The organism is Cupriavidus sp. FW305-F7, from assembly GCF_058782875.1.
In genome coordinates, this window is sequence record NZ_JBYSYC010000023.1 from 75,314 (window position 1) to 96,443 (window position 21,130).

The 21,130-nt window shown below is 68.4% G+C and carries 25 protein-coding genes and 1 tRNA gene; 16 read left to right on the top strand and 10 right to left on the bottom strand.

The window, feature by feature from the left end; all coding sequences use genetic code 11:
- The first annotated feature begins 33 nt into the window (after nucleotides 1-33).
- The 12 genes from soxC to AC3WL8_RS21620 all read left to right on the top strand — a co-directional run bounded on the left by soxC (nucleotide 34) and on the right by AC3WL8_RS21620 (nucleotide 9,301).
- On the top strand, nucleotides 34-1,383 hold the full coding sequence (gene soxC / locus AC3WL8_RS21565) for a sulfite dehydrogenase (RefSeq protein WP_153954253.1): 1,350 nt from the start codon (nucleotides 34-36) through the stop codon (nucleotides 1,381-1,383).
- A complete protein-coding gene (locus AC3WL8_RS21570; RefSeq protein WP_211980401.1) occupies nucleotides 1,367-2,404 on the top strand; it encodes a c-type cytochrome in 1,038 nt (345 codons plus the stop codon). The genes soxC and AC3WL8_RS21570 overlap by 17 nt, the downstream gene beginning before the upstream one ends.
- A 117-nt stretch (nucleotides 2,405-2,521) precedes the next feature.
- On the top strand, nucleotides 2,522-2,848 hold the full coding sequence (locus tag AC3WL8_RS21575; RefSeq protein WP_013958320.1) for a c-type cytochrome: 327 nt from the start codon (nucleotides 2,522-2,524) through the stop codon (nucleotides 2,846-2,848).
- A gap of 155 nt (nucleotides 2,849-3,003) precedes the next feature.
- On the top strand, nucleotides 3,004-3,459 hold the full coding sequence (gene soxY, locus AC3WL8_RS21580) for a thiosulfate oxidation carrier protein SoxY (protein WP_013958319.1): 456 nt from the start codon (nucleotides 3,004-3,006) through the stop codon (nucleotides 3,457-3,459).
- A 46-nt stretch (nucleotides 3,460-3,505) separates the two neighbouring features.
- The gene (gene soxZ, locus AC3WL8_RS21585) at nucleotides 3,506-3,817 is read left to right on the top strand and encodes a thiosulfate oxidation carrier complex protein SoxZ (RefSeq protein ID WP_013958318.1); all 312 of its coding nucleotides are present in this window, start codon (nucleotides 3,506-3,508) and stop codon (nucleotides 3,815-3,817) included.
- 85 nt (nucleotides 3,818-3,902) lie between these two features.
- Nucleotides 3,903-4,355: a DsrE family protein gene (locus AC3WL8_RS21590; RefSeq protein ID WP_013958317.1), complete on the top strand. Its 453-nt coding sequence runs from the start codon at nucleotides 3,903-3,905 to the stop codon at nucleotides 4,353-4,355.
- A gap of 73 nt (nucleotides 4,356-4,428) precedes the next feature.
- Nucleotides 4,429-5,256: a sulfur oxidation c-type cytochrome SoxA gene (gene soxA / locus AC3WL8_RS21595; RefSeq protein WP_153954255.1), complete on the top strand. Its 828-nt coding sequence runs from the start codon at nucleotides 4,429-4,431 to the stop codon at nucleotides 5,254-5,256.
- Between the two features lie 19 nt (nucleotides 5,257-5,275).
- A complete protein-coding gene (soxX, locus tag AC3WL8_RS21600) occupies nucleotides 5,276-5,938 on the top strand; it encodes a sulfur oxidation c-type cytochrome SoxX (protein ID WP_013958315.1) in 663 nt (220 codons plus the stop codon).
- A 5-nt stretch (nucleotides 5,939-5,943) separates the two neighbouring features.
- The gene (locus tag AC3WL8_RS21605) at nucleotides 5,944-6,435 is read left to right on the top strand and encodes a TlpA family protein disulfide reductase (protein WP_492378775.1); all 492 of its coding nucleotides are present in this window, start codon (nucleotides 5,944-5,946) and stop codon (nucleotides 6,433-6,435) included.
- Nucleotides 6,436-6,496: 61 nt separating this feature from the next.
- On the top strand, nucleotides 6,497-8,218 hold the full coding sequence (gene soxB / locus AC3WL8_RS21610; RefSeq protein ID WP_492378776.1) for a thiosulfohydrolase SoxB: 1,722 nt from the start codon (nucleotides 6,497-6,499) through the stop codon (nucleotides 8,216-8,218).
- Between the two features lie 74 nt (nucleotides 8,219-8,292).
- Nucleotides 8,293-8,368, top strand: a tRNA-Ala gene (locus tag AC3WL8_RS21615).
- Nucleotides 8,369-8,623: 255 nt separating this feature from the next.
- A complete protein-coding gene (locus tag AC3WL8_RS21620; RefSeq protein WP_013958312.1) occupies nucleotides 8,624-9,301 on the top strand; it encodes an aspartate/glutamate racemase family protein in 678 nt (225 codons plus the stop codon).
- Between the two features lie 79 nt (nucleotides 9,302-9,380).
- On the opposite strand, the gene AC3WL8_RS21625 is transcribed toward AC3WL8_RS21620, so the two are convergent.
- A complete protein-coding gene (locus tag AC3WL8_RS21625) occupies nucleotides 9,381-9,632 on the bottom strand; it encodes a hypothetical protein (RefSeq protein WP_010813430.1) in 252 nt (83 codons plus the stop codon).
- A gap of 150 nt (nucleotides 9,633-9,782) precedes the next feature.
- On the opposite strand from AC3WL8_RS21625, the gene AC3WL8_RS21630 reads away from it, so the two are divergent.
- Nucleotides 9,783-10,751 carry a cation diffusion facilitator family transporter gene (locus AC3WL8_RS21630; RefSeq protein WP_492378777.1) on the top strand — a complete coding sequence of 323 codons (969 nt, stop codon included), beginning with the start codon at nucleotides 9,783-9,785 and terminating at the stop codon, nucleotides 10,749-10,751.
- A 415-nt stretch (nucleotides 10,752-11,166) separates the two neighbouring features.
- On the opposite strand, the gene AC3WL8_RS21635 is transcribed toward AC3WL8_RS21630, so the two are convergent.
- The gene (locus AC3WL8_RS21635; protein WP_013958310.1) at nucleotides 11,167-11,784 is read right to left on the bottom strand and encodes a DNA-3-methyladenine glycosylase I; all 618 of its coding nucleotides are present in this window, start codon (nucleotides 11,782-11,784) and stop codon (nucleotides 11,167-11,169) included.
- Between the two features lie 105 nt (nucleotides 11,785-11,889).
- On the opposite strand from AC3WL8_RS21635, the gene AC3WL8_RS21640 reads away from it, so the two are divergent.
- Complete coding sequence (locus AC3WL8_RS21640; protein ID WP_013958309.1) at nucleotides 11,890-12,246, top strand: hypothetical protein; 357 nt, start codon at nucleotides 11,890-11,892, stop codon at nucleotides 12,244-12,246.
- A 76-nt stretch (nucleotides 12,247-12,322) separates the two neighbouring features.
- Here AC3WL8_RS21640 and AC3WL8_RS21645 read toward each other — a convergent pair whose 3' ends face one another.
- From AC3WL8_RS21645 to AC3WL8_RS21655, 3 genes are all read right to left on the bottom strand, one after another.
- Nucleotides 12,323-13,633, bottom strand: a complete 1,311-nt coding sequence (locus AC3WL8_RS21645; RefSeq protein ID WP_492378778.1) for an MFS transporter — start codon at nucleotides 13,631-13,633, stop codon at nucleotides 12,323-12,325.
- A gap of 81 nt (nucleotides 13,634-13,714) precedes the next feature.
- Complete coding sequence (locus AC3WL8_RS21650) at nucleotides 13,715-14,731, bottom strand: hypothetical protein (protein WP_249221210.1); 1,017 nt, start codon at nucleotides 14,729-14,731, stop codon at nucleotides 13,715-13,717.
- 152 nt (nucleotides 14,732-14,883) lie between these two features.
- Nucleotides 14,884-15,267, bottom strand: coding sequence for a hypothetical protein (locus AC3WL8_RS21655; protein WP_211980398.1), 384 nt, complete (start codon nucleotides 15,265-15,267; stop codon nucleotides 14,884-14,886).
- Between the two features lie 232 nt (nucleotides 15,268-15,499).
- On the opposite strand from AC3WL8_RS21655, the gene AC3WL8_RS21660 reads away from it, so the two are divergent.
- Complete coding sequence (locus tag AC3WL8_RS21660; protein WP_013958304.1) at nucleotides 15,500-16,384, top strand: DODA-type extradiol aromatic ring-opening family dioxygenase; 885 nt, start codon at nucleotides 15,500-15,502, stop codon at nucleotides 16,382-16,384.
- A 4-nt stretch (nucleotides 16,385-16,388) separates the two neighbouring features.
- Here the strand turns inward: AC3WL8_RS21660 and AC3WL8_RS21665 are convergent, their stop codons facing one another.
- The 5 genes from AC3WL8_RS21665 to AC3WL8_RS21685 form a co-directional block, all read right to left on the bottom strand.
- The gene (locus AC3WL8_RS21665) at nucleotides 16,389-17,612 is read right to left on the bottom strand and encodes an MFS transporter (RefSeq protein WP_211980397.1); all 1,224 of its coding nucleotides are present in this window, start codon (nucleotides 17,610-17,612) and stop codon (nucleotides 16,389-16,391) included.
- A 93-nt stretch (nucleotides 17,613-17,705) separates the two neighbouring features.
- Nucleotides 17,706-19,022: an MFS transporter gene (locus AC3WL8_RS21670; protein WP_371827380.1), complete on the bottom strand. Its 1,317-nt coding sequence runs from the start codon at nucleotides 19,020-19,022 to the stop codon at nucleotides 17,706-17,708.
- An 83-nt stretch (nucleotides 19,023-19,105) separates the two neighbouring features.
- On the bottom strand, nucleotides 19,106-19,525 hold the full coding sequence (locus AC3WL8_RS21675; RefSeq protein WP_013958301.1) for a VOC family protein: 420 nt from the start codon (nucleotides 19,523-19,525) through the stop codon (nucleotides 19,106-19,108).
- 7 nt (nucleotides 19,526-19,532) lie between these two features.
- The gene (locus AC3WL8_RS21680; RefSeq protein ID WP_013958300.1) at nucleotides 19,533-19,883 is read right to left on the bottom strand and encodes a GFA family protein; all 351 of its coding nucleotides are present in this window, start codon (nucleotides 19,881-19,883) and stop codon (nucleotides 19,533-19,535) included.
- A gap of 32 nt (nucleotides 19,884-19,915) precedes the next feature.
- Nucleotides 19,916-20,335: a GNAT family acetyltransferase gene (locus AC3WL8_RS21685; RefSeq protein WP_041228224.1), complete on the bottom strand. Its 420-nt coding sequence runs from the start codon at nucleotides 20,333-20,335 to the stop codon at nucleotides 19,916-19,918.
- A 138-nt stretch (nucleotides 20,336-20,473) separates the two neighbouring features.
- Here AC3WL8_RS21685 and AC3WL8_RS21690 point away from each other — a divergent pair, with 138 nt between their 5' ends.
- Entirely contained in the window at nucleotides 20,474-21,085 is a 612-nt protein-coding gene (locus tag AC3WL8_RS21690) for an HD domain-containing protein (RefSeq protein ID WP_211980396.1), read from the top strand.
- Nucleotides 21,086-21,130: the final 45 nt, after the last annotated feature.

Here is a 21,130-nt window from a genome sequence, read left to right on the forward strand (position 1 = left end):
AGGACCGTGGCGAGCGCGCCGGAGGAGACTGATTTGCAGGAACGGAACCGGCCCGGGCGCATCGTGCCCGCGCCCGAGCACTTCGTCAGCGCATCGCTGCAGCAGGACATCGGCCGGCACGGCCTGGACGCGCCGCGGCGCGACTTCCTGCGAAAGAGCTTCCTGGGCGCGGCCGCGGGGATTGCCGCCGCCACGGCGGGCCGCCAGGCGCTGGCGGCCGACGGCGATCCCGCCATCCTGCAGCCGCAGCCCTGGGCCACCTCGCTCGGCCAGCCGGTGGCGGCACGCCCGTACGGGCAGCCCTCCGTGCATGAGAAAAACCTGGTCCGGCGCGAGTCGCCGGGCCTGACGCGCGTCTCTGCCGCTTCGGTGGCCTTCGCGCCGCTGCAGGGCTTCTTCGGCATCATCACGCCCAACGGCCTGCATTTCGAGCGCCACCACCAGGGCTGGCACGATATCGACCCGGCCCGTCACCGCCTGATGCTCAACGGCCTGGTGCGCACGCCGCGCGTCTACACCATGGACGACCTGATGCGCCTGCCGGCGGTGTCGCGCATGCACTTCATCGAATGCGGCGCCAATACCGGCATGGAATGGGGCAATGTGGCCGTGCCCACGGTCCAGTACACCCACGGCATGCTGTCGTGCTGCGAGTTCACCGGCGTGCCGCTGCGGGTGCTGCTGGACGATGCCGGCGCCGACCTGCGCCGCGGCCGCTACCTGCTGGCCGAAGGTGGCGATGGCTCGTCGATGACGCGCACCATCCCGATGGAGCTGGCCGACGAGATCATCGTCGCCTGGGGCATGAACGGCGAAATGCTGCGCCCCGAGAACGGCTATCCGCTGCGCCTGGTGGTGCCGGGCGTGCAGGGAGTGTCGTGGGTCAAGTGGCTGCGCCGGCTGGAGCTGGGCGACCAGCCCTGGAACGCCAAGGACGAGACCATCCACTACGTGGACATGATGCCGGACGGCAAGCTGCGCCAGTACACCTCGATCCAGGAGTGCAAGTCGGTCATCACCACGCCTTCGGGCGGGCAGCAGCTGGTGGGCAAGGGCTTCTACAACATCAGCGGGCTGGCGTGGTCGGGGCGCGGGCGCATCAGGCGTGTCGATGTCTCGACCGACGGCGGGCGCAACTGGCGCACCGCGCGGCTGGAGGCGCCGGTGCTGTCCAAGTGCCTGACGCGCTTCAACCTGGACTGGGTCTGGGACGGCGGCCCCGCCATCCTGCAAAGCCGCGCCATCGACGACACCGGCTACGTGCAGCCGAAGCTGGGGCAGCTGCGCGCGGTGCGCGGCACGCGCTCGATCTACCATAACAACGCGATCCAGAGCTGGCAGGTGGCAGCAGGCGGCGAGGTGTCCAATGTCCATGTGGGCTGAGTTCAGGACCGCCGCTGCCCTGGTGCTGGCAGCCGTCAGCGCCGCCCCGGCCTGGGCAGGCACGGCCGACGCGCGCGCGGCGCTTGGCCGCACCGCTTCGCCCGCCGAAGTCGCCGCGTGGGACATCGACGTGCGCCCGGACTTCCAGGGCCTGCCCAGGGGCAGCGGCACGGTGGCGCAGGGGCAGAAGGTCTGGGACGGCAAGTGCGCGTCGTGCCACGGCGACTTCGGTGAATCCAACGAGGTGTTCTCGCCGCTGGTCGGCGGCACCACGGCCGAAGACATCAGGCGCGGCCGCGTGGCCGGCATGACCGGCAACCAGCCGTACCGCACCACGCTGATGAAGGTCAGCACCGTCAGCACGCTGTGGGACTACATCCACCGTGCCATGCCGTGGAATGTGCCCAAGAGCCTGAGCGTGAGCGACGTCTACGCCGTCACCGCCTATATGCTGCACCTGGGCGAGATCGTCCCGGCCGACTTCACGCTGTCTGACGCCAATATCGCCGAGGTCCAGCGGCGCATGCCCAACCGCGACGGCATGACCACCGGCCACGGCCTGTGGCCGGGGCGCGGCCGCCCGGACACGCGCAATACGGCCTGCATGAAGGACTGTACCGGCAAGGTGGTGATTGCCTCGTCGATACCGGACTATGCTCGCGATGCCCATGGCGAGTTGGCGCAGCAGCAGCGGGCCTTCGGCCCGGTGCGCGGCGTGGCCGCGGGCAATGCCGCATCGAAAAGTGCTGCATCAGCGTCTTCGGAACCGGGCGCGCCGGGCGCGCGCCTCACCGGCCAGTACCAGTGCATGGCCTGCCACGCGATGGACCGCAAGCTGGTGGGGCCGTCCTTTGCCGACATCGCCGGCAAGTACAAGGGCCAGGACGCGCATGCCGCGCTGGCGCGCAAGGTCAAGGCGGGCGGGCAGGGCGCATGGGGCAGCGTGCCGATGCCGCCGCAGCCGCAGATCCCGGATTCGGACGTGCAGGCCATGGTGGGCTGGATTCTTGAGGCAAAATAGCGGACTGGCCACCGCAGTGCCCCCGGGCGGCGGCCAGTGTGTGCCGCGAAGCCATTGCAGTACGACCCAGCGGCCTTTGCCGTCCCCACGGCTTTACAGAGTTTGGAGAGCTTAACAATGAAGCAGTTTGTCATCGCAGCGCTGATGCTCGGCGCCGCCGCATCGGCCCACGCGGTCGATGCCGCCAAGGCACAGGAGATCGCCAACAAGAACGCCTGCATGGGTTGCCACCAGGTCGACAAGAAGCTGGTCGGTCCTTCCTACAAGGACGTGGCCGCCAAGTACAAGGGCGACAAGAACGCCCTCGCGACCCTGACCAAGAAGGTCAAGAGCGGTGGCTCGGGCGTCTGGGGCCCGGTGCCGATGCCCGCCAATGCGGCGGTCAGCGACGCCGACCTGAAGACCGTGGTCGAGTGGGTGCTGGCTGGCGCCCCGGCCAAGTAAGCCTGACCGACCAGGCGGGCAGTCCGCCGATGCACCAGGCCGGGCGGTGAATGCCGCGCGGCCAGGACAGACCAGCGGCCGGCCATGTACCGGCCGCATGAAGATCCCCGAAGCGGTCATCGACCGACTGGAACGGAGTAGCCGGAGAGCAAAGAATGAATTCCAAACGACGAGAAGTGCTGCGGGTCACCGCTGTCCTGTCGCTGATGGCCGCCACCGGCCTGATCAGCGAAGCGCAGGCGGCCGAGTGGAACAAGAACGCCTTTGACGGCAAGAGCGTTGCCGACGTGATCAAGGCGCTGGGCGGCAGCGGCACCGAGAAAAGCACCGCCATCACCTTCACCGCCCCCGATATCGCCGAGAACGGCGCCGTGGTGCCGGTGGCCGTGACCAGCACCATCCCGGATACCGAGCAGATCGCGATCCTGGTGGAAAAGAACCCCAACACGCTGGCCGCCGACTTCGTCATCCCGGCCGGCACGGAGCCGTTCGTCTCCACGCGCGTGAAGATGGGCCAGACCTCGGTCGTGCATGCCGCGGTCAAGGCCGGCGGCAAGTGGTACGTGGCATCGAAGGAAATCAAGGTCACGCTGGGCGGCTGCGGCGGCTGACGCCGCGCCCCGGATCGAGATTCCCAAACTGCAACAGGAGAAACACATGGCAGACCCGATGCGCGTACGCGCCACCGAAAACGGCGGCGTGGTTGACGTCAAGATTCTGATGAAGCACGACATGGAAACCGGCCAGCGCAAGGACGCGTCCGGCAAGGTCGTGCCGGCCTGGCATATCCAGTCCGTGACCGCCCAGTGCAAGGGCAAGGAAGTGTTCCGCGCCCAGTTCGGACCGGCGGTGTCGAAGGACCCGTTCCTGAACTTCAAGTTCAAGGGCGGCGCCAAGGGCGACAAGGTCGCCGTGACCTGGATCGACAACAAGGGCGACAAGCGCACCGACGAAGCGACCATCGCCTGACAGCCGTTCCGCGGCCGGCAGGCCATGCCGTCCTCTGCTAAGGTTCGGGACGGATGCCGGGACTGGCCCGGCGGGAAGGAACAACATGCGGCGAGCATTTATTCGAGCATCGGCGGCACTGGCCGCCATCGGCCTGAGCGCCAGGGCGGCGGCGCAGGCTGCCCCGTCCGCCGGCAAGGGCGGGCGCGTGAAGGTGGTGTACCAGCTGTCCGAAGGCATCGACCAGGCGGTGCGCGCGATGGGCAACCTGCGCAACCACCTGAACGGCGCGCCGGGAACGAAGATCGTGGTGGTCGCGTTCGGCTACGGCATCGATTTCCTGGTCGAAGGCGCCAAAGATGCGCGCGGCAACACCTTTGACGGCCCGGTGGGCGCGCTGGCCTCGGCCGGGGTGGAGTTCCGCGTGTGCCGCAATACGCTGACGGCGCGCAAGATCCCGGAATCGAGCCTGTTGATGGAAGCCAAAGTGGTACCGGCCGGCGTGGTCGAGATTGCGCGCCTGCAGGCCGAAGAAGGCTACGCCTATATCAAGCCCTGAGCCGGGCGGCGTAGCTTCCGGCAACAAGAGAGAGAACGGCCCGCCACGGTGCGAGGTCGCGAGGAGAAGCCCCATGAACACCATCCGAAGCCTGGCCCGGCGCGCCGCGCTGGCCGCGGCGGCCACCGCTGCGGTGGCCTCTGCCGCCGCCGTGCATGCGCAGGGCAGCACCGCCGAAGAAATCGCCAAGTACCGCCAGATGCTGGCCGAAGGCAATCCCGCCGAGTTGTGGGAAGCCGCCGGCGAAGAGCTGTGGAAGAAGCCGGCCGGCCCGAAGAACGTCTCGCTGGAACAGTGTGACCTGGGCAAGGGCCCGGGCGTGACGAAGGGCGCCTACGCCGAGCTGCCGCGCTACTTCAAGGACGCCAGCAAGGTGATGGACCTGGAGCAGCGGCTGGCTTACTGCCGCATGACGCTGCAGGGGCTGACCAAGGAAGAGGCAACGAAGAACCCGTTCTCGTCGTCGGGCAAGCCGTCCGAGATCGAGCGCCTGGTGGCCTACCTGACCGGCGAGTCGCGCGGCGTGAAGATGAACGTGCAGCTCAGCCATCCCGAAGAAAAGCGCACCTATGCGCTGGGCGAGAAGATGTTCTTCTACCGCGGCGGCGCCTATGACTTTGCCTGCGCCACCTGCCATGCAGTGGACGGCCAGCGCATCCGCCTGCAGGACCTGCCCAACCTGCTGACCGACAAGGGCGCGCAGGCGGCCTACACCACCTGGCCCGCCTACCGCGTCTCGCAGGGCGAGGTCCGCACCATGCAGCACCGCCTGTACGACTGCCTGCGCCAGCAGCGCTTTCCCGAACCCGCCTATGGCTCGGACGTGATCACCGCGCTGACCATGTTCCTGGCGAAGAACGCCAACGGCGGGACCTACGACGGCCCGGCGATGAAGCGCTGACCAGTACGGGAGAGACAACATGCAACGACAACACCAGGCACTGGCCATCGCGGCCCTGGCCACCCTGCTGGCAACCGGCGCCAACGCGCAGGACAGCACCAAGGCCCGCACGCCCAAGGGCAAGCCCGCCGCCGTCAGCGGCGCCGACATGAAGCACCTGATCGAGGACTCGTTCTCGTCGCGCGGCCCCGTCACGGTCGAGGGCGTGCTCAACCAGGACGGCATGCAGCAGGCCTGCAGCCAGTACCCGGACCGCACCAAGGTGCCGGCAAAGCTTGCCAGGAAGATCGAAGCCGCCGAGCTCAAGCAGGTGAAATACCCCGCCGAAGACAAATGGCTGGGCGACTGGAAGGAAGGCGAAAAGGTCGCCCAGAACGGCCGCGGCATGCAGTTCACCGACCAGGTCGGCGGCACCAACGGCGGCAATTGCTACGCCTGCCACCAGATGACCAAGGCCGAGATCTCGTTCGGCAATATCGGTCCGTCGCTGTACCAGTACGGCAAGCTGCGCGGCAACTCGCAGGAGGTCATCAAGTACACCTGGGGCAAGATCTGGGACTCCAGCGCCTACGCCGCCTGCTCCAACATGCCGCGCTTCGGCCACAAGGGCATCCTGACCGAAGCCCAGATCCGCGACGTGATGGCGCTGCTGCTCGACCCGGCCTCGCCGGTCAACCAGTAAGGCCGATGCGCGCGCCTGCCGTGTTGCTGCGCTGGCTGCTGGCTTTCAGCCTGGCCGGCGCTGCAGCAGGCGCGGCAGCGCTGGAGGTGGGCGACACCGTGCGCCTGCCCGACGTGCGCACGCTCGACGGCCGCACCCTCAGCGCCGCCGCGCTGGCCGGCAAGCCGCTGGTGGTCGAGTACTGGGCCTCGTGGTGCCCTTTCTGCGCGATGCAGAACCCGCGCCTGCAGAAGCTCCATGAACGCACGCGCGGCACGCTGCAGGTGCTGACCATCAGCATCGACAAGGATCCACGCGAGGCCGCCGACTACATGAAGAAGCGCGGCTACACCTTCCCGGCGACGATGGATTCGCCCGCGCTGCAGGCCGTGTTCGGCAAGCGCAAGGGGCTGCCGGAGTTGTACGTGATCGACGCGCGTGGCCGCGTGGTGCAGAAGGAAGTGGGCGAAGTGCTTGAAGACGACGTGGCGGCGCTGGAGCGGTACGCGCGGCCATAGCTAGGCGATGGCGGACGCTCGCGCCACGGGCCGACCGCCACCGCCAATTCCAGGAAGAGACATGAACCGACGCGAGTTCCTGCAGGTGCTGGCCATTGCCGGCGCCGGCGGCATGACGTTCCCCCATCAAGACGCGCACGCCGCGCAGGCCGCCGAGGCCATGTACGACCTGCCGCGCTTTGGCAACGTCCACCTGCTGCATTTCACCGACTGCCATGCGCAACTGCGGCCGGTGTACTTCCGCGAACCCAATGTCAACCTCGGCATCGGCGACTATGCTGGCAAGCCGCCGCACCTGGTCGGCGACGCGCTGCTGCGCCAGTACGGCATCCGCCCCGGCACGCCGCAGGCGCATGCGTTCACATACCTGGATTTCAACGAGGCCGCGCGCCGCTATGGCAAGGTCGGCGGGTTTGCGCACCTGGCCACGCTGGTGAAACGGCTGAAGGCGGGCCGGCCGGGCGCCTTGCTGCTGGACGGCGGCGATACCTGGCAGGGCTCGGCCACCGCGCTGTGGACCAAAGGCCAGGACATGGTCGATGCCGCACTGGCGCTGGGGGTGGACGTGATGACCCCGCACTGGGAAATGACCCTCGGCGCGGACCGCGTCAAGGAGATCGTCGACAAGGACTTCAAGGGCAAGGTCGCCTTCCTGGCGCAGAACATCAAGACCAACGATTTCGGCGATCCGGTGTTCGATCCGTATGTGATCCGCGAGATCAACGGCGTGCCGGTGGCCATCATCGGCCAGGCCTTCCCGTACACGCCCATTGCCAATCCGCGCTACTTCGTGCCGGACTGGACCTTCGGCATCCAGGAAGAGAACCTGCAGCAGGTCATCGACGCAGCGCGCGGCAAGGGCGCGCAGGCGGTGGTGCTGCTGTCCCACAACGGCATGGATGTGGACCTCAAGCTGGCCTCGCGCGTGCGCGGGCTCGACGCCATCCTGGGCGGCCACACCCATGACGGCATGCCGGCGCCGGTGCCGGTGAAGAATGCCGGCGGCACCACGCTGGTGACCAATGCCGGCTCCAACGGCAAGTTCCTCGGCGTGCTGGACTTTGACGTGAAGGGCGGCAAGGTCGCGGACTTCCGCTACCGGCTGCTGCCGGTGTTCGCCAACTACCTGCTGGCCGACCCTGCCATGGACGCGCTGATCAAGAAGGTTCGCGCGCCCTATGAGCAAAAACTGGGCGAAGTGCTGGCCGTCAACCGCGGCCTGCTGTACCGCCGCGGCAACTTCAACGGCACCTTCGACCAGCTGATCCTGGACGGCCTGATGCAGGCCCAGGGCGCGCAGATCGCGTTCTCGCCGGGCTTCCGCTGGGGCACCACGCTGCTGCCGGGCGAGGCCATCACCATGGAACACCTGATGGACCAGACCGCCATCACCTACCCGTACACCACGGTGGCGCAAATGAGCGGCGAGACCATCAAGACCATCCTGGAAGACGTGGCCGACAACCTGTTCAACCCCGACCCGTACTACCAGCAGGGCGGCGACATGGTTCGCGTGGGTGGGCTGCAGTACACCATCGATCCGACCGCCGGCATGGGCAAGCGCATCAGCGACATGCGCCTGGGCGGCAAGCCGCTGGAAGCCGGCAAGACCTACAAGGTGGCGGGCTGGGCCCCGGTGGCCGAAGAGGCGCGCCAGGCCGGCGGCGCCCCGATCTGGGACGTGATGGCGCAGTGGCTGCGCAGCACGAAGGAAGTCAGCGCCCGCCCGCTGAACCTGCCGCGCGTGCGCGGCATGGACGGCAATCCGGGCATGGCAGCCTGATGTTGCACAGCGCCCTCATGCGCCGCCGCGAGGATTGAAGGGCGCCGCCGTATTACGCTACAATCAACCGCCACGGGCCGATAGCTCAGCTGGGAGAGCGCTGCGTTCGCAATGCAGAGGTCGGGAGTTCGATCCTCCTTCGGTCCACCAGATATCCCGCGCAAAAGCCCCGGAAAGCCAACGCTTTCCGGGGCTTTTGTGTTTCTGCCGCCTGCGCTGTCCGCCATCTCGCGCTGGCAGCCGCCATACGCTATCGTTGACCCCTCGGCACAGGCGTACGCGCCTTGTGCCGCCGTCAATCCACACCCGCCGGGGCCTTGTTCGATCCCATGCAAGCCAACAGGAAATCGGGCCACCCGCTGGCGATGTACCTGCGCTGGCAATCCTGAATCTCAAGAGACATCCATGAGCCACATCCTGCTGATCAACCCGAATACGTCGAGCGCCACCACGCAGATGATGGTTGAGATCGCGCGCGCCTGGTTCGCGCAGGCCATGGCCGCGCCGCCGGCCGTGGTCGGCGCGACGGTCACGCGCGGGGCGCCGATGATCATCGACGAAGACGATCTTGCCGTGGCCGCTGAGGCGATCTGCGATGCAGACATGCTGCGCCTGGCCGGCGGTGCCGACGGCGTGATCGTCGGCGCCTTCGGCGACCCCGGCATCGAGGCCCTGCGCGCGCACCTGTCGGTGCCGGTGGTGGGCATCGGCGAAGCCTCGATGCATGCGGCCGCGGCCGGGCGGCGGCGCTTCGGCATTGCCACCACCACGCCGCGGCTGGCGGCGTCGATCAGCGCCAGCGTGCGCCGGCAGGGGTTGGACGAACTCTTCACCGGCGCGCGCTTCACCGAGGGGGATCCGCGCGCGCTGGGCGGCACGCCGCAGCAGCAGGAAGACCTGCTGGCGGGCGCGGTCGATACCTGCATCCGCGCCGATGGCGCGCAAGCCGTGATCATCGGCGGCGGCCCGCTGGGCGAGGCCGCCCGGGCGCTGGGCCAGCGCTTTCCGATTCCGGTCATCGGCCCGGTGCCGGCCGCGTGCGAAGCCATGTCGCAGGCGCTGCGCTATTGTCCGGCGGCGTGAGCCGGCCCGTGGGGCCAACAAGGAGCGCGAGTGATCTGCCCGGCCGTGTGGATCGCGCCAGCGTGCAGGCGCGGGTAGGCTAGGCCACCCGGGTCGGCCGGCGGGCCTTCATCGCCGACGGCCGTACCTGTTGCAGCGCGCGCAGCGACTGCAGCGCGTCCTCGACCGCCTCGATGCCGTCGCGCAGGCGGCCGATGGCATAGCCAAGGCGGCTTTGCGCGTCGGCGTCAGGGGTGGAAAGGTTCTCTAATGCATCGACTTCCGCCTGCATCTGTCCGACCAGGCGGCGCAGCTGGGATGTGCTGTGCGAGGCAAGTGACCGAATCGCCATCGTTGGGTCCTCCTTGCAGTGTCCGGGTATGCCCGTCCTGTGTAACGGTAAAGGCGACACCAAAACTTCGCCAGCGCTGTTACGAAATCGGCACGGCAGCGCCGCCATGGCCCACTCCGCCCATCGCGGATGTTGGGCTATAGTCACCCGATGGAATCGGAACACAACCCTCTGCGGCCCGCCTCCGCCGGCCTGCCGGACGACGCCACCGCCGCCAGCCCGGCCGAGGCCGACGCGCGCCACCGGGCCGGCCGGCGCAGCACGCTGGTCAGCGTGGCCGTCAATATCGGCCTCACCGCCGCGCAGGCGGTGGCCGGCGTCATCTCTGGCTCGCAGGCGCTGATCGCCGACGCCGCGCATTCCCTCTCAGACCTGCTGTCCGACTTCGTGGTGCTGCTGGCCGGCTGGCAGAGCCGCAAGGACCCGGACGCCGACCACCAGTACGGCCACCTGCGCTTCGAGACCGCGGCGTCGCTGGCGCTCGGCGCGCTGCTGCTGGCGGTGGGCGCGGGCATGCTGTGGGCGGCAGTGGACAAATTGCAGCATCCGGCCAGCCTGCAGCCGGTGCAGCCGGTGGCCTTGTGGGTGGCGCTGGCCGCGCTGGTGTCCAAGGAGCTGCTGTTCCGCTACATGCTGGCGGTGGCGCGGCGCGTGCGCTCGGGCATGCTGGTGGCCAATGCGTGGCATGCGCGCTCGGATGCGGCCTCGTCGCTGGTGGTGGCACTGGGCATTGGCGGCAACCTGCTGGGTTACCACATGCTCGATCCGGTGGCGGCCATCGTGGTGGGGCTGATGGTGGCGCGCATGGGCCTGCGTTTCGGCTGGGATGCGCTCGACGACCTGATGGACCGCGCGGCCGACGAGGAGACCGTCGCGGAGATCCACGCGACCATGCTGGGCACGCCCGGCGTGCTGGGCCTGCACGACCTGCGCACCCGCAAGATGGGCGACCAAGTGCTGGTGGACGTGCACCTGGAGATCGATGCCACGCTGACGGTGGCGCAGGGCCATGCCATCGCGGTCGAAGCCCGGCGCCGCGCCCTGGAACATCATCACGTGCTCAACGTGATGACCCACGTCGACCCCGTATACATGACCAGCCAGGCCAGCGCTGCCTGAGCCCGGCCTGTGGATATCTTCGCAGCTTGCTGGGGATAACCGCCCGGACAAGCTGTGCCCCGCCTGGGGGCGCCTTGTGGGACGTATACGGATAACTCCGGCACCCACGCCGCCGACGTATACGCGGCTGCCGGGCTATCCCGGAGAATCAGGGTTATCCCGGAGTGGTTATCTTTGCTGCAAGTCCCTGAGCCGAAAGGGAAAAGGTGACTTATCCACGGCCTGAAGCCTGGTTTACCTACTACTACTATGTTTACATATGTAAACAATATTAAAGACATAGCTAGGACCGTTGCGCTGTTCGCGGTGGCCTGACGTTTACGCGGGCATGGCCATGCGCCGGCGTATACCGGCGCCGCCAGCCGGCGCACGCGGACGTATAGCTGGCGCGCACCGGGTATACGTCCACGCAACGCTAGCGCGGCACCTTGAAGGCCTTGCGCGCAGCCAGTACCTCGGCACGGGTCGTGCAGCCTTCCTGGTGGTCATTGACCAGGCCCATCGCCTGCATCAGCGCGTACATGGTGGTGGGACCGACAAAGCGCCAGCCGCGCTTCTTCAGGTCCTTTGACAGCGCGGTGGATTCCGGCGAGGTCGCCATGGTGCGCAGCACCTCGGGTGTCAGCACCCTGGGCCGGCTGGCCGGATCGGGTTCGAAGCGCCAGAAGTAGGCGGCCAGCGACGATTCCGTCTCCAGCAGTTCGCGGGCCCGCTGCGCATTGTTGATGGCCGCCTCGATCTTGCCGCGGTGGCGCACGATGCCGGCGTCGCCCAGCAGGCGAGCGATATCGCGCTCGCTGAAGCGCGCCACCTTCTCGATGTCGAAATTGGCAAACGCCTTGCGGAAGGCCTCGCGCTTGCGCAGGATGGTCAGCCAGCTCAGCCCGGACTGGAAGCCTTCCAGGCACAGCTTCTCGAACAGCCGGCGGTCATCGGCGACCGGGAATCCCCACTCGGTGTCGTGGTAGTGGCAATAGTCCTCCAGCGTGCCGCACCAGCCGCAGCGCACCGATGCTTCCTTCTTGCTTGTCATGGGTACCTGTTCCCTGTTGAAAGTCCCGGACGCCGGCCAGGCTCTCGCCGACCGGCGCATTTGCTGCGATCATGCCCGCACCTGAGAGATTGCGGAAGGCTGAAAATGGACATGCGATTGACAACCCTGGACGAAGACGGATGGGAGCTCGACGACGCCGAGCCCATCGCCGCCGCCCATCCCGATACCTTCTGGATGCCGCCGCGCGAGGAACGTGATGCACTCGCACCCGGCCAGCTGGTCAAGCTGATCTTCCGCATCCTGGTCGCCGACGAGGCGGGCAGCGAAGAGGTCCACGTCGAACGGATGTGGGTGATCGTCACCGGGCGCGAGGGTAGCCTTTACACCGGCGAGCTCGACAACCAGCCGTATTGCACCGAGGAGATGAACCCGGGCATGCCGCTGTGCTTCGAGGCGCGGCATGTGATCAATATCCACCGGGACGAGGACGAAGCCGGCTAGGGGGCCTGTCAGCGGACAACAAAAAAGAAAGCCAGCCTCGCGGCTGGCTTTCTTGCTGGGAACTGGCGCAGACGGCTCAGGCCAGCTTCTTGCCCGTACGGTCGTGCATGAACACCAGCGCGATAAAACTCACCACGGCAGCAGCGATCACGTAGTAAGCCGGCGCCAGCTTGTTCTGCGTCGACTCGATCAGCCACGTCACGATCAGCGGCGCAAAGCCGCCGAAGATGGTCACGGCGAAGTTGTAGGCCAGCGACAGCCCGGTGGAGCGCACCTCGGTCGGGAACTGCTCGGCCAGCACCGCCGGGGCCGGGCCGGTGAAGGCCGCCAGCAGGATGCCCAGCACGATCTGCACCTGCAGCAGCGTCTGCGTGCTCGGCGACACATTGAGCCAGTGGAACAGCGGATAGGCCAGCACGCCGATCAGCAGCGCCACGATGCCCAGCATGCGCTTGCGGCCCATGCGGTCCGACAGCATGCCCATCAGCGGGCACAGCACCAGGATGATGGCGCCGCACAGCGCGGTCGACTTGAAGGTCGCGCCCAGCGGCAGGCCCAACTGCTGCTTGGCGTACGACGGCATGTAGAACACCAGCACGTAGGTGCACACCGTCCACAGGATGGTCACGCCCAGGCCGGCCAGCACTTCGCGCGGGTGGTCGCGCAGCACCTGCGTGAGCGGCGAGAACTTGACCTTGGCAGCCTTGCGGGCGGCCCGGCGCGCCTCGAACTCGGGTGGCTCGTCCAGGTGCGAGCGGATATACATGCCGACCGGGCCGATCAGCAGGCCGAACAGGAACGGGATGCGCCAGCCCCAGGCATCGATCTGCTCGGGCGACAGGCCGTTGGTGACCAGCGCGCCCATGGCCGCGCCCAGCATGAAGGAGATGCCCTGGCTGGCCTGCTGCCAGCTGGCGTAGGCGCCGCGCTCCGCGTCGGGCGCGTGCTCGATCAGGAAGGCGGTGGCGCCGCCCACCTCGCCGCCGGCGGAGAAGCCCTGGATCAGGCGCGCCAGCACGATCAGCGCCGGTGCCCACAGACCGATCTGGTCGTAGGTCGGGGCCAGGCCGATGATGGCCGTACCCAGCGCCATCAGCAGGATGGTCAGCGTCAGTGCCGCCTTGCGGCCCACGCGGTCGGCGTAGACGCCGAGCACGATGGCGCCGACCGGGCGCATGAAAAAGCCCACGCCGAAGGTGGCGACGGTCAGCAGGAACGAGGTCAGGTCATCGCCGGTCGGGAAGAACAGCTTGGCGATGATGACGGCAAAGAAGCTGTAGACGGTGAAGTCGAACCATTCCAGGCCGTTGCCGATAGTGGCGGCGATGATCGCCTTTCGTCGGGTGGCGGCGGAAATGTCGGGGATGGGGGCGGTAGTCGCGGTCATGAAGCGTCGGAAATGCAGGGAAACCGCAATGTTAAGCGATTCCTTAATTTTCGATCCGCCCCTGATCCGCTGTGAACGCGCTCAGAAGCTGGCCGCCAGCCCCAGCGAGACGCCCGACACGTTGTTGCCGAACACATAGCGCACCACCGCCCGGATCCGCGTGACAAAGACCTCGTGTGCGCTGGTGTCCAGTTCCAGCCCGGTGCCGAGCGTGGTCAGGTAGTTGAAGCCGAGGATGCCGGCCTGGCTGCCGAGGTAGTGTGAATGGGATAGTTCAAGCACGTACCGCACCGGCCGGTCGAACGCGTGCATCCCGGTCGGCGCCCGCCAGCGCGCCCACAGGTTGGCGGTCTGCGCCGTGGCCGTGCCCGTCACCGAGCTGGTCGTGCCGCCGAAGCTCTGCAGGTGGATATTGGTGTAGCGCAGTTCCACGTCGATCTCATAGTTCTCGCGGTAGTGCTCCCAGTCCAGCATCACCGAGCCGCCCAGCCCGTAGGCGTTCAGGCTGCCGCCGTCGAGGAAGTTGATCTGGCGGTCGGTGACCTGCTCGACCGCGAACTTGCCGATTGACAGGTCGCTGGAGACATTGCCCAGCGAGGCGTTGAAGATGGGCCGGAACACCAGTTCCTTGTTGGCCGTCAGCGGAAAGTCCCAGCCCACGCCGATGGTGCCGGAAAAGGTGTTCCAGCGGGTCGGGATGGCGCGGGACTCGGCGCCATTGGTGGCAACGAAGGTGGGATCGTAGCGGCTGTAGGCGATGGCGCCTTCCAGGTAGAGCGGGAACGACTTGCTGATCGTGAAGCCGCCGCCCAGCTGCGACATGACGATGCCGGGATCGTTGGTGCTGGTGTTGTTGATCGACAGCGAGCTGGAGGTAAGGTCCGGCACCACCGAGTACGCCATCAGCGACAGCACCGCGTTGGCGTGCCGCTGCACATTGGCCCCGGCCAGGCGCAGTCCGGGCGTGCCCTGGGCATGTGCCGCGCCGGCGGCCAGCAGCGCCGCCGCGCCCGTGGCGGCCAGGGCCGCCCGCCAAAGAGGCCGCGAGCGGCGGCTTGGCGCGGGGTGGAACCGGCGGTGTCGCTGGCGTGCGGACATGGACAATCTCTGTGCAGTCGGTGCCGGTGCGCGCTGCAGTGCGGCATGCGGCGGTCTCCCGCGCATTCTAGCGACGCAGGATAGGGTGGGAGCGTCGCGCGAAATCTTTCAGATCGGACTGTTGCCGCCTTACATCGGCGCGGCGGCGCCGGTCAGCCGGCAGGATGGCGCCGGGTTGACGGCCTGGAGGGTGAGGCAGGCGGGGAGGGCGGCGTAGCCGGCATGGCCGGACAGGCGGGCGCCGGCCGGCGGCGCATGAGCCACAGCAGCAGGGCACTGGCGGCCCAGCCGGTCACGAACACGGTGTCGCCGGCATGGTTCAGCCAGGCTGCCGCCGAGGGCGTGCCGGCCAGGGATGCCAGCAAGCCGGCCGGCAGGCGCGCCAGGATCCACAGGGCGACGGCGGGCACGCTGCCGTAGACGCCCGGTTGCCACCAGTGGGCCAGGAAGGGAGGGTGCCGCCCGGGGCGGCGCGGGATGCGCGGTACCACCGAAGTCTCCGGCCACACATGGCGCGCGGGGCGTGCCGGTGGCATCAAGGCGTTGCAGGACCCCGCCGGATGACACCGCCGGCGGACTCACGGTTGCATCATAGGCTGATCGCCCCTGGCTGCGCTGCCGGTGCCCCAGGCGCTGTGTGCGCCACGCCACGCTGAGTCCGGCCGTTCAACTTTTTTGCACGATGTGTCCGCAAATGGCGCCCGTGCCGAGCTCGGATATTTGCCAAACTGGATGCAGGTACACAAACAGTTTGAAGGTGGTCCCGCCATGCTTCCCTCGCTTTATATTTCCCACGGTTCCCCGATGCTCGCCATCGACCCCGGCCCCACCGGCGCCGCCTTCGATGCGCTGGGCGGGCAGTTGCGCGCCCGGCGCCCGCGCGCGGTGCTGGTGATCTCGGCGCACTGGATCTACAGCACGCTGGCTGTCACCAGCCGCGAGCGCCAGGAAGCCTGGCACGACTTTGGCGGCTTCCCGCGCGAGCTGTATGCACTGCGCTACGACGCCCCGGGCTCGCCGGCGCTGGCCGAGCGGGTCAAGGCCCTGGTCGAGGCGGCGGCCGTCCCCGGCGCCGGGTTTGTCGGCCAGGACGACGAGCGCCCGCTGGACCATGGCGCCTGGATGCCGATGCGCCACTTCTTCCCGGATGCCGACGTGCCGGTGGTGCAGCTGGCGCTGAACCCCTACCTGTCGCCCGCCACGCAGATCGAGATCGGCCGCGCGCTGGCCCCGCTGCGCGACGAGGGCGTGCTGGTGCTGGCGTCCGGCAGCTTCACGCACAACCTGCAGGAAGTGTTTGGCGGCGGCCGGCGCGACCAGCATGGGCCGCAGGCCGAGCCGTATGTGGAAGCCTTCCGCGGCTGGATGACGGATGCCCTGGACGAGGCCCTGGCCACCGGCGATACCGGCCGTATTGCCGACTACCGCGCCCAGGCGCCATATGCGCGCCGCGCGCACCCGACCGACGAGCACCTGCTGCCGCTCTTCGTGGCGCTGGGCGCGGCGTTGGGGCCGCAGGCTGCCAGGGGCGCAGGAGCGGCGCCGGCCAGCGTGTCGCGGGTTGCCGATGAAGTGACCTATGGCGTGCTCGCCATGGACAGCTTCGTGTTCGAGGGCCTAGGCGCCGGCGCGCCGCTGCGCGCGGCCGCCTGATGCCTTACCGCTCGGCCGCGGCCTGCGCCGCCGGCGTGCCGGCGCGCGCCGGCAGGTAGCGCCGTGCCGAGCGCGCGCCCGCCAGCGCAATCCAGCCCATGGTCAGCGCCACCAGCGCCAGCCCGATGCGCAGGTTGGCCAGGTGCGCCACCCCACCGATCAGCACCGGCCCCAGCAGCAGCCCCAGGTAGGCAAAGCGCGCCACGCGCGAAATTGCTTCGGCCGGCGCCACGCCCGGCAGCCGCGACGCGGCAACGAAGAAGATCGGCACCATATTGGCCGCGCCCAGCCCCATCAGCGTAAAGCCCGCCAGCGCAGCCAGCGGAAGCGGCACCAGCAGCGCCAGCGCGATGCCGCCAAAGCCCAGCCAGGCACTGCCAGTCAGCGTGGCGCCGTCGCCCAAGCGCGCGCGCAGGCGGTCGCCGCCGAAGCGTCCGCACGCCATCCCGCCCGAGAACGCGGCGTAGCCCAGGCTGATCCAGCCATCGGGCGCCTGCGCCACGTCGCGCATATAGACGCTGGTCCAGTCGTACATCGCGCCCTCGCCGATCAGCCCGAGGAAGGCCAGCAGCCCCAGCAGCCACAGCGCGCGCACCGCATGGTCGCGATGGTGGGCCGCCGATGGCAGCACCGGATGATCCGCCAGCAGCCCGGGCAGCGTACCGAGCGCCACCGTCGCGGTCACGCCCGCCATCATCGCCGCATGCGCCAGCGGCGCCACGCCCAGCGACAGCATCAGGCCGCCCGCGCCCGCACCCGCCATGCCGCCCAGGCTGAACATGCCGTGCAGCGCCGACATCACGGGCCGCGTGCGGCCGGCCTCGACCGTGGCGGCCTGCGCGTTCATGGCGACATCAAAGGCCGCATTGGCCATGCCGAACGCCGCCAGCGCGGGCAGCAGCAGCCAGAACGACGGCATCGCCAGGATCGCCACCGTGGCCAGCGCGAACAGCAGCCCGCCCGTCATCGACGCCCGTGCGCTGCCCGCACGTGCCACCCAGCGCCCGACGGGGCCCATCGCCAGGATGGCGCCGCCGGCCACGGCCAGCATCGCCAGCGAGAGCATGGCGTCGGACAGGCCGAAGCGTGCCTTGATGGTGGGGATATGCACGCCCCACGTGGCAAAGGTGGCGCCATTGACGAAGAAAAGCGCCATGGTGCCGCGCGTGGCGCGCGACACCGCGGCCGGCAAGGGCGCGGAGGCGGTCGGGGAATGCGGATCAGGCATGGGAGGGTGCGGCAGGCGGCGCAGCGGTGCCCCTGCAAAAGCCGTCATTGTCCCGCATCGGCGTGGGGCGGGCATGACAGCACCGCACTAGCGCTACCGGCTGGCGGCATCCACGCGCAGCAGCCCGCGTCGGTGCAGCGCGTAGCCGAAGGCCAGCAGCGCGCCCAGCGCCAGCGCCACCATCACCCACAGCATCAGCCAGTAGCCGCCGGCGGCACGCCACAGCAGCGCGCCCAGCCACGGCGCGGCGGCCTGCATCAGCAGCACCGGCGTCATCATCAGCCCGTTGAGCGTGGCGTAGTGATGGCGCGAGATCAGTTCCGGCATAGCCATCGCACGCAGCATGGTGTTGACGCCATTGGCGCAGCCGTACAGCACCGCGGCCACCATCAGCCAGGCGCCGTGCCCCAGCGCAAAGCACAGCAGCCCGGCGCCCATCAGCGCATAGACCGGCAGCGACAGCCGCACCGGGTGGCGCACCCCCGCGCGCATCATCAGCATGCGGCCCGCCACCTGGGCCGGGCCGATCAGCGCGGCGACCACCAGTTGCTGCGCCACCGGCATTCCCTTTTCGGTCAGCATCGGGATCAGGTGCGCGCCCAGCAGCGAGGCCACCACGGCGGTCGCGGTAAAGGCCAGCACCACCGCCCAGAACACCGGCTGGCGCAGCGTGGCGCGTGCAATGTCGCGGCTGCCGGCCTGGCCGTCGGCGGGGGTCATGCCGGTGTAGGTGGGATGCAGCGCGTAGCGCATGCGCGCGTGCAGCGGCGCGCAGACCAGCAGGTTGAGCGCGGCAAAGCCGATCAGCGTCGGGCGCCAGCCCAGATGGATCACCAGCCATTGCGCCAGCGGCACGAAGATCGTGCTGGCAAAGCCGGCCATCAGCGTGACTACCACGATCGGCTTCTGGTACTGGTCGCCATAGGCCTGGCGCAGCACCACGAAGGCGGGCTCGTACAGTGTGGTCGCCATGGCCAGCCCGATCGGCACCCACATCAGCAGGAACACCGGCTGCGATGGCGTCCATGCCCACAGCAGCAGGCCCAGCCCGGCCAGCACCGAGCCCGCGCCCATCACCTTGCGCGCTGGTGCGCGGTCCAGCAGCCGCCCCACCGCGAACGAGCACAGCGCCCATACCAGCAGCCCCAGCGAATAGCCGCCCGCCAGGAAGGGCTTGGACCAGCCCAGGCTGCGGATCATGGGGTCGATGAAAACAGTGAAGGCGAAGAACAGCGTGCCCCAGGAGATGGTCTCGGTCAGGCCGAGGATCCAGACCAGCCGGCGCGGCGGCGTGGCGGGGTGCGCGGGTCCGGTGCGTGCCGGGCTGGCGTCTGGGTCTGTGCTGGCGGCGTCCGCGTCGGAGCTGGCTTCCAATGTTGTCATGGCGGGCCCGGCGGGGGTGGTCGCCATGGGTGGCGGCGCGTGGGGCCAGGCGGAAATTGTAGCGATCCCGCGCGCACCCTGCGCGCGGGGTGCCGTGGGGGGGGCGCGCGTTACTGTGCGGTCACCGGCGCGGGCGGTCCCTTGAGCTCGACCACGTTGCCGTCCGGATCGCTCACATAGAGCGACGGTCCCTTGCCTTCGGCGCCGAAGCGCTGCGCCACCTCGCCGGCCTGCACGCCATGCCGTGCCAGTTGCGCCCGCACCGCGTCGGCATCGAACGGGTCGATGCGCAGGCAGAAATGGTCCAGGTTGCGGCCCTGCGCACCCGGTCCCGCGCCGCCGGCGCGGCCGAGCGGGCCGTCGAGCGCGACCAGGTCGATCAGCCCGCTGCCCGCGCGCAGCTGCGTCAGGCCCAGTTCGGTTTGCTCGCGCTCCACGCTGCAGCCCAGCACCTCGACATAAAAGCGCCGCAGCGCGTCCACGTCGGGGCTGCGCAGTACCAGGTGGTCGATGCCCAGGATGCGGAACATGGCGGCCTCAGTGGTGCAGCCCGTCGTAGTCGATGACCTTCAGGCTGTCCAGGTCGACATTGTCCAGGCAGCGCACATTGACCGCGGCCATCGGCTTGCCGTCCTTGTCCTGCCCGTCCGCATACGGGCCGCAGCCGCACACGGGGCAGAAGCGGTGCGCGATCTTCATGGTGTTGAAGCGGTAGGTGGAGGCATTGCTCTCCGGCGTTTCCAGCTTGAACGTCGCGCGCGGCACGAACCACAGCAGGTGGCCGCGCCGGCGGCAGATCGAGCAGTTGCAGCGGATCACGCTGGGGATGCTGTCGGCCTCCACTTCGAAGGCAATGGCACCGCAGTGGCAGCTTCCGTGGAAAGTCATGTCGTCTCCTTGTTGTCGGTCCGGCGTGCCCGCTAAATATCGGGAATCAGTCGTTTGCCCAGGCTGACCGCCTCGTCGGGCGCATAGCCCAGCTTGTCGTAGAAATCGATCACGGCGCGGTTGCCTGCGCGTACCAGCAAGTTGATCTTGGGACAGCCCCGCTCGATCAGCAGCTGTTCGGCATGCGCCATCAGCATGCGCCCGTACCCCTTGCCCTGCAGGCCGGGCTGTACCGCCAGATAGTAGACCCAGCCGCGATGCCCGTCGAACCCCACCATGGCAGTGGCGACGGGATGGCCGTCGATGTCACCGACCAGGAACAGTTCAGGTTGCTCGGTCAGCTTGCGCGCGATATCGCGCTGCGGGTCGTTCCACGGACGGGTCAGGCCGCAGGCCTGCCACAAGGCAATGACGCAGGATTGGTCTTCCGGTCGGAAAGGACGGATCAGCATGCTTGGTGGTGCGCCGCAATATGCCGGCACATTGTTAGCTTTTTGACAGTGTATCGCCGCTGCGGGTGCCACAATGCCTGCAAAACATGACGAGACGATGCGCGGCCATCGCGCACGCTCCCACAACAGGAGACCCGCATGAGCGACATCCACGCGCCTGCACGCGCCACCTTCAGCCATATGGAACACGGCACCCGCGAAGACTGGGCCGCCATCTCCGCCGAGTTCATGCCATTCGCGCGGGCGCTGCCGGAGCGTGTGCTGGCGCACCTGCGCCTGCTGGATGGCGATTACGGCGGCTTCCCCGTGGACCGGCTCACGCATTCGCTGCAGGCCGCGACGCTGGCGCACCGCGACGGCCAGGACGAGGAATACGTGGTCTGCGCGCTGCTGCACGATATCGGCGATACGCTCGGCAGCTTCAACCATCCCGATATCGCCGCCGCCATCCTCAAGCCATTCGTCAGCCCCGAGAACCTGTGGATGGTGGAAAAGCACGGCGTGTTCCAGGGCTACTACTTCTTCCATCACCTCGGCCTGGACCGCAACCTGCGCGAGCAGTACCGCAGCCAGCCCGAACTGTTCGAGCGCACCGCGGAGTTCTGCCGCAAGTACGACGGTGCCGCCTTCATGACGGACTACGACACGCTGCCGCTGTCGTTCTTCGAGCCGATGGTGCGGCGCGTGCTGGCGCAACCGCGCAACTCGATGTATGTGAAGCCGGGAGAAGCGACGCTGGCACAGCCCTGAAAGCACAACGGCCTCGCTTCATGCGAAGCGAGGCCGTTGTGTCAT

Bases quoted from the DNA above. Each gene is read 5' to 3' on its own strand.
- soxA (WP_153954255.1), top strand. From the start codon at position 4,429: ATGAACACCATCCGAAGCCTGGCCCGGCGCGCCGCGCTGGCCGCGGCG.
- AC3WL8_RS21680 (WP_013958300.1), bottom strand. From the start codon at position 19,883: ATGACTTTCCACGGAAGCTGCCACTGCGGTGCCATTGCCTTCGAAGTG.
- AC3WL8_RS21640 (WP_013958309.1), top strand. From the start codon at position 11,890: ATGGACATGCGATTGACAACCCTGGACGAAGACGGATGGGAGCTCGAC.
- AC3WL8_RS21620 (WP_013958312.1), top strand. From the start codon at position 8,624: ATGAGCCACATCCTGCTGATCAACCCGAATACGTCGAGCGCCACCACG.
- AC3WL8_RS21630 (WP_492378777.1), top strand. From the start codon at position 9,783: ATGGAATCGGAACACAACCCTCTGCGGCCCGCCTCCGCCGGCCTGCCG.
- soxX (WP_013958315.1), top strand. From the start codon at position 5,276: ATGCAACGACAACACCAGGCACTGGCCATCGCGGCCCTGGCCACCCTG.
- AC3WL8_RS21675 (WP_013958301.1), bottom strand. From the start codon at position 19,525: ATGTTCCGCATCCTGGGCATCGACCACCTGGTACTGCGCAGCCCCGAC.
- soxZ (WP_013958318.1), top strand. From the start codon at position 3,506: ATGGCAGACCCGATGCGCGTACGCGCCACCGAAAACGGCGGCGTGGTT.
- soxY (WP_013958319.1), top strand. From the start codon at position 3,004: ATGAATTCCAAACGACGAGAAGTGCTGCGGGTCACCGCTGTCCTGTCG.
- AC3WL8_RS21655 (WP_211980398.1), bottom strand. From the start codon at position 15,267: ATGCCACCGGCACGCCCCGCGCGCCATGTGTGGCCGGAGACTTCGGTG.
- AC3WL8_RS21665 (WP_211980397.1), bottom strand. From the start codon at position 17,612: ATGCCTGATCCGCATTCCCCGACCGCCTCCGCGCCCTTGCCGGCCGCG.
- AC3WL8_RS21650 (WP_249221210.1), bottom strand. From the start codon at position 14,731: ATGTCCGCACGCCAGCGACACCGCCGGTTCCACCCCGCGCCAAGCCGC.
- AC3WL8_RS21635 (WP_013958310.1), bottom strand. From the start codon at position 11,784: ATGACAAGCAAGAAGGAAGCATCGGTGCGCTGCGGCTGGTGCGGCACG.
- AC3WL8_RS21625 (WP_010813430.1), bottom strand. From the start codon at position 9,632: ATGGCGATTCGGTCACTTGCCTCGCACAGCACATCCCAGCTGCGCCGC.
- AC3WL8_RS21570 (WP_211980401.1), top strand. From the start codon at position 1,367: ATGTCCATGTGGGCTGAGTTCAGGACCGCCGCTGCCCTGGTGCTGGCA.
- AC3WL8_RS21660 (WP_013958304.1), top strand. From the start codon at position 15,500: ATGCTTCCCTCGCTTTATATTTCCCACGGTTCCCCGATGCTCGCCATC.
- AC3WL8_RS21605 (WP_492378775.1), top strand. From the start codon at position 5,944: ATGCGCGCGCCTGCCGTGTTGCTGCGCTGGCTGCTGGCTTTCAGCCTG.
- soxB (WP_492378776.1), top strand. From the start codon at position 6,497: ATGAACCGACGCGAGTTCCTGCAGGTGCTGGCCATTGCCGGCGCCGGC.
- AC3WL8_RS21690 (WP_211980396.1), top strand. From the start codon at position 20,474: ATGAGCGACATCCACGCGCCTGCACGCGCCACCTTCAGCCATATGGAA.
- AC3WL8_RS21645 (WP_492378778.1), bottom strand. From the start codon at position 13,633: ATGACCGCGACTACCGCCCCCATCCCCGACATTTCCGCCGCCACCCGA.
- AC3WL8_RS21685 (WP_041228224.1), bottom strand. From the start codon at position 20,335: ATGCTGATCCGTCCTTTCCGACCGGAAGACCAATCCTGCGTCATTGCC.
- AC3WL8_RS21575 (WP_013958320.1), top strand. From the start codon at position 2,522: ATGAAGCAGTTTGTCATCGCAGCGCTGATGCTCGGCGCCGCCGCATCG.
- AC3WL8_RS21590 (WP_013958317.1), top strand. From the start codon at position 3,903: ATGCGGCGAGCATTTATTCGAGCATCGGCGGCACTGGCCGCCATCGGC.
- AC3WL8_RS21670 (WP_371827380.1), bottom strand. From the start codon at position 19,022: ATGGCGACCACCCCCGCCGGGCCCGCCATGACAACATTGGAAGCCAGC.